General features: G+C 67.3%; 4 protein-coding genes. 1 reads left to right on the top strand and 3 read right to left on the bottom strand.

Going from position 1 to position 5,161, the window contains the following annotated elements; genetic code table 11:
- The gene (locus QZV72_RS09730) at positions 1-1,500 is read right to left on the bottom strand and encodes a CoA-acylating methylmalonate-semialdehyde dehydrogenase (protein WP_297007924.1); all 1,500 of its coding nucleotides are present in this window, start codon (positions 1,498-1,500) and stop codon (positions 1-3) included.
- 35 nt (positions 1,501-1,535) lie between these two features.
- Entirely contained in the window at positions 1,536-2,570 is a 1,035-nt protein-coding gene (mmsB, locus tag QZV72_RS09725) for a 3-hydroxyisobutyrate dehydrogenase (RefSeq protein WP_297007927.1), read from the bottom strand.
- Between the two features lie 73 nt (positions 2,571-2,643).
- On the opposite strand from mmsB, the gene QZV72_RS09720 reads away from it, so the two are divergent.
- On the top strand, positions 2,644-3,531 hold the full coding sequence (locus tag QZV72_RS09720; protein WP_297007921.1) for a LysR family transcriptional regulator: 888 nt from the start codon (positions 2,644-2,646) through the stop codon (positions 3,529-3,531).
- Here QZV72_RS09720 and QZV72_RS09715 read toward each other — a convergent pair.
- Positions 3,505-4,926 carry an MFS transporter gene (locus tag QZV72_RS09715; protein ID WP_297007917.1) on the bottom strand — a complete coding sequence of 474 codons (1,422 nt, stop codon included), beginning with the start codon at positions 4,924-4,926 and terminating at the stop codon, positions 3,505-3,507. The two genes, QZV72_RS09720 and QZV72_RS09715, sit on opposite strands and share 27 nt — an antisense overlap.
- Between the last annotated feature and the right edge of the window lie 235 nt (positions 4,927-5,161).

Below are 5,161 nucleotides of genomic sequence, written 5' to 3'. Positions count from 1 at the left end.
TCAGTTCACCGGGAAGCCCATGGTGATCTGGGACTCGGACGGCAGCGGCCAGCGTTCGGTGACGACCTTGCGCCGGGTGTAGAAGTTGAATGACTCCGGGCCGTACATGTGCGTGTCGCCGAACAGGGAGTCTTTCCAACCGCCGAACGAGAATGACCCGATCGGCACCGGGATCGGCACATTGATACCGACCATGCCGACCTCGATGTCGAACTTGAACGACCGGGCGGTGCGTCCGTCACGGGTGAACACCGCCGTACCGTTGGCGTACCGGCAGTTGTTGATCAACGCCACGGCCTCGTCGTAGGTGTCGACCCGAACGACGGAGAGCACCGGGCCGAAGATCTCCTCGTCGTAGACGGCCATGCCCGGCCTCACGTTGTCGATCAGGGTCGGTCCGGTGAAGAAGCCCTGTTCAGGAAGGTCGTGGTCGCGGCCGTCGACGACGACGGTGGCGCCCTCGGCGGCGGCACCGGCGACGAAGCCCTCGATGCGCTGCTTGGCTGCGGCGGTGATCACCGGCCCCATGTCCGCACCGGGGACGGTACCGTCGCAGACCTTCACGCCCTTGATCCGCTCACCGATCTTGGCGACGAGATCATCGGCGATTGATCCGACGGCGACGACGACGGACACGGCCATGCAGCGCTCACCGGCGGCACCGTAGCCGGCGGAGACCGCGGCGTCTGCGGCGGCGTCGAGGTCGGCGTCGGGCATGACGACCATGTGGTTCTTCGCCCCGCCGAGCGCCTGGACACGCTTGCCGTTGGCTGCGGCGCGGGTGTAGATCGACCTGGCGATCGGGGTGGAACCGACGAAGCTCACGGCCTTGATGCGCGGCTCGTCGAGGATGGCGTCGACGGTCTCCTTGTCACCGTGGACGACGTTGAGCACACCGTCGGGCAGGCCGGCCTCGCGGAACGCCTCGGCGAGCCAGAGTACGGCGGAGGGGACCTTCTCACTGGGCTTGAGGATCACGGTGTTGCCCGCGGCGATGGCGGTGGTGACCATCCACAGCGGGACCATGACCGGGAAGTTGAACGGGGTGACGCAGGCGACGACGCCGACGGGCTGGCGGATCTGGGAGACGTCGACGCCGGTGGACGCCTGTTCCAGGGACTCGCCTTTCATGTGGTGGACCAGCCCGGCGCAGAACTCGACGTTCTCCAGGCCGCGGGTGATCTCGCCGTCGGCGTCGTCGAGGACCTTGCCGTGCTCGGCGGTGACGATGGCGGCCAGTTCGGCGCGGCGGGCGACGATGATCTCGCGGAGCTTGAACATGATGTTCGCCCGCCTGGCCATGCCGGTGGAACGCCAGCCGGGCAGTGCGGCGGCGGCGACGTCGACGGCGTGGGTGAGGGTGGCGACGTCGGCGAGGGGCACCTCGCCGGTCTGCTCACCGGTGGCCGGGTTGTGGACGGCCCCGGTGCGGCCGTCGCCTGCGAGCTGCTGCTCACCGCCGATCAGGTGGTACAGCGGGGTCTGGAGTGTCGCGGTCATGGTGGTCCTTTCGGGATACGGGGCAGAAGGGGTGGTCAGGCGGCGTCTGAGCCGGAGCCGGAGCCGGAGTCGGTATCCGGGTTCCAGCCGCGCAGGCTCTCGTCCGGGTTCACGTACTTGGCGATGAGGATGCAGTCCTTGGCGGCCAGCCCCTCCTCGATGAGCCGGTCGAACTGGCCGGAGACCAGTCCGGCGGCGGGCAGGTTGATGCCGGCGTCCTTCCCCGCCTCGAGTGCGAGGCCGACATCCTTGCGGGCCAGGTCGACGGTGAAGGTCGCGTCGAAGTTGTGGTCCGCCGCGGAGGTCGGGATGACGCCGGGCACCGGGTACCAGGTCTGCTGCGCCCAGGACCGGCCGGAGGACGCGCTGGCGATCTCCCAGAACACCTTCGGGTCCAGTCCGAGGCGCTCAGCGAGCTGGGACCCCTCGGAGTTCGCCAGCATGTCGATGCACAGCATCATGTTGTTGACGATCTTCGCGGCGATGCCCATGGTTGCTTCGCCGGCGTCGAAGATCTTCCCGGACATCGGCCCGATGAACGTCGCCGCCCGGGACTTGTCCGCCGCCTCCCCACCCATCATGAAGGCGAGGGTGCCGTCGGCCGCGCCACTGATACCACCGCTGACGGGGGCATCCACGAACCGGAAACCCTGCGCTGCCGAACGCTCGTGGAGGAGGCGGCATGACGCGATGTCGATCGTGGAGCTGTCGACCAGCAGTGTGCTCTTGTCGGCGTGGGCCCAGACGCCGTCGGGACCGTCGAAGACGCTGAGAACGTGCTGACCTTTGGGCAGCATGGTGAAGACGACGTCCGCGCCGGCGACCGCCTCGGCGACGCTGGCTGTGGGGTGGACGCCGTGCTCTGCGGCGGTGGCGACAGCATCCGGGTTCAGGTCGTAGCCCTGCACGGTGAAGCCTGCCTTGACGAGGTGGCTGCACATGCGGGCGCCCATGTTGCCGATGCCGATCCATGCGATGGTGTTCACGGTCTGTGTCCTTCCGGTTGTCCACGGTATGGCGGGTGCCACGGTCTGTGGTTCAGTGTGATGCACATTCCAAACTAAAAGCAGGAGGGCTGCGAATCAATGCCCGGGACGGCGGTGATATTGCACGGGTGCTGTGCATCAATGCACAATCGGTGGCATGTCACCACGGATTCACACGAACCACCTGGAAGGGATGGTCACCTTCCTCACCGTCGCCAGACTCGGCCGGTACACCGCGTCCGCCCGCGCCCTGGGGGTGAACCACTCCACCGTCTCCCGGCGTATCGCCGACCTGGAGAAAGCCCTCGGCGGGAAGCTGCTCGCCCATGGCGGCGACGGCTGGGTGGTCACGGATCTCGGGGCGAAGGTGCTGCCCTCCGCGGAGCGTGCAGAGAGTGCCCTGAACGGGCTTTCGGCCCTCGCGGAAGGGAAGGAGTCGCGTATCCGGGGCACCGTGACCGTCGCCGCCCCCGACGCCTTCACCAGCGTCCTGGCCATCCCCGGGCTGGCGGAGTTCCAGCGCCGCGAACCGGGCGTCCACCTCGAGATCGTCACCGCCACCCAACAGGTGAGACAACGCCGGGCCGGTACAGACATCGAGGTGGTGATCGGGGAGCCGGTCGTCAACAAGGCCGTGACGACGAAACTCTGCGACTACAACCTCCGCCTGTACGCCACACGGGAGTACCTTGACGCGGCCGGCGTCCCCACCGGTGTCGCCGACCTCGCCGACCACCGGATCAACTACTACATCGAGACCGCGCTCCAGGTCGACGAACTCGACCTCGGTATCCGCCGCATCCCGAAATACCGGTACGGCATCAGCTCGACCAGCGTCTTCGCGCACATCGCGTCGACGCTGGCGGGTACGGGGATCGGACTGCTCCCGGAATTCGCGGTGACGGACCCCAGGCTCATCCCCGTCCTCCCCGGGGAGTTCCGCCACGGGGCGTCCTACTGGGCGGTGGTCCGGGAGGAGAACTTCCGGAACCCCGCCGTGCGCGCCACACTGGCGGCGCTACACCCGGATCCCGGAAACCGCTGAGGGGGAGGCGATGTGCCGCTCACGGTCCTCGGCGTCGATGTCCTCCAGACGGACACCGCGGGTCTCACGAAGGGCCACGGCGGCGACGAGGGTGACGACCGCGGCCAGGGAGACGTAGAGGGCGACCGGGATCCAGGAGTCGAACCCGGAGAGCAGGGCGGTGGCGATGATCGGGGCCAGGGAACCTGCCACGATCGAGGTGACCTGGTAGCCGAACGACACCCCGGCATAACGCATCCGGGTGGGGAACATCTCCGCCATCACCGCGGGTTGGCCCGCGTACATGAGGCTGTGGACCCCGAGACCGATCAGCAGGGCAGCGAGGATCGCCACCGGATTCCTGGTGCTGAGCAGCGGGAAGGCCACGAACCCCCAGAAGACCGCGAGGCAGGCGCCGGTGATGAGGACGGGGCGTCGTCCGACCCGGTCGCTGAGCCGACCGAGGACCGGGACGATGAGGAACTGGCAGAAGTGGGCGATGAGGATGAGGCCGAGAATGCTGCTGGTGTCCACGTCCTGCCACACCGACAGGTAGGTGATGGAGAAGGTCACGACCATGTAGTAGAGAATGTTCTCCCCGAAGCGCAGACCCATGGCGATGAGGACGCCGCGCGGATACCGTTTCAGCACCTCGAAGATGCCGTACCGGACTTCGGCGACCGGCTCGCCGGCGGACGTGGCAGACGCGTTCCCGTTCGCGACGACGGACTCCTCGATGGCCCGGCGGGTCTCCTGGAAGATCGGGGCGTCCTCGATTTTCGTGCGGATGTAGTAGCCGACGGCGACGATGACGATGGAGAGCCAGAAGCCGACCCGCCAACCCCAGCTGAGGAACTGCCCATCGGTGAGAACCCAGGACAGGATCAGCAGGACGATCGTCGCCAGCAGGTTGCCGAGGGGCAGTGCGGCCTGCGGCCAGCTGGCCCAGTAGCCGCGCTCCTTGTTGGGGGAGTGCTCGGCGACGAGCAGAACGGCGCCGCCCCACTCGCCGCCGACGGCGATGCCCTGAATGAACCGCAGTGCGACGAGGAGGACCGGGGCGAGGGGGCCGATGTGGTCGAAGGTCGGGAGACAACCCATGAGGAACGTGGATGCGCCGACGATGATGATCGCGACCTGGAGAAGGTGCTTGCGCCCGTAGCGGTCACCGAAGTGGGCGAAGATCATGCCCCCCAGGGGGCGGGCGATGAAGCCGACGGAATAGGTTGCGAAGGCGGCGATGATGCCGACGGCGGGATTGTCGTTCTCCGGGAAGAAGATCTTGCTGAACACCAGGGTGGCTGCCGTGGCGTAGAGGAAGAACTCGTACCACTCGACGATGGTCCCGGCCATGGACGCCGAGACGACCCGGTAGAGCCCTCGTCTCGTGGTGGCGTCCGATGTGTCCCGGGACATGCCGGAGGGTCCGGAACCGGATGCGGTGGATGATCGTTGCTGTACTGACATGGTCACCTCGTGCGGTCGTTGGTCCGGGGTGGGGCGGTCACCCTCCCGGTCTGACCACAGATGATGTCATGAGCAAAAGTGAACTGAACAGGGTCATGTCCGCACTGGGTGTGTGCGCCCGCGCACACTGACGGTGATGACCGGCGGCGACGTCCGGTGGACGCCGCTGCACCCCCTCACCCCC

The organism is uncultured Corynebacterium sp., assembly GCF_902782855.1.
In the GTDB taxonomy this organism is placed as follows: Bacteria; Actinomycetota; Actinomycetes; order Mycobacteriales; family Mycobacteriaceae; genus Corynebacterium.
This window is presented reverse-complemented; position numbering and strand designations above follow the sequence as displayed.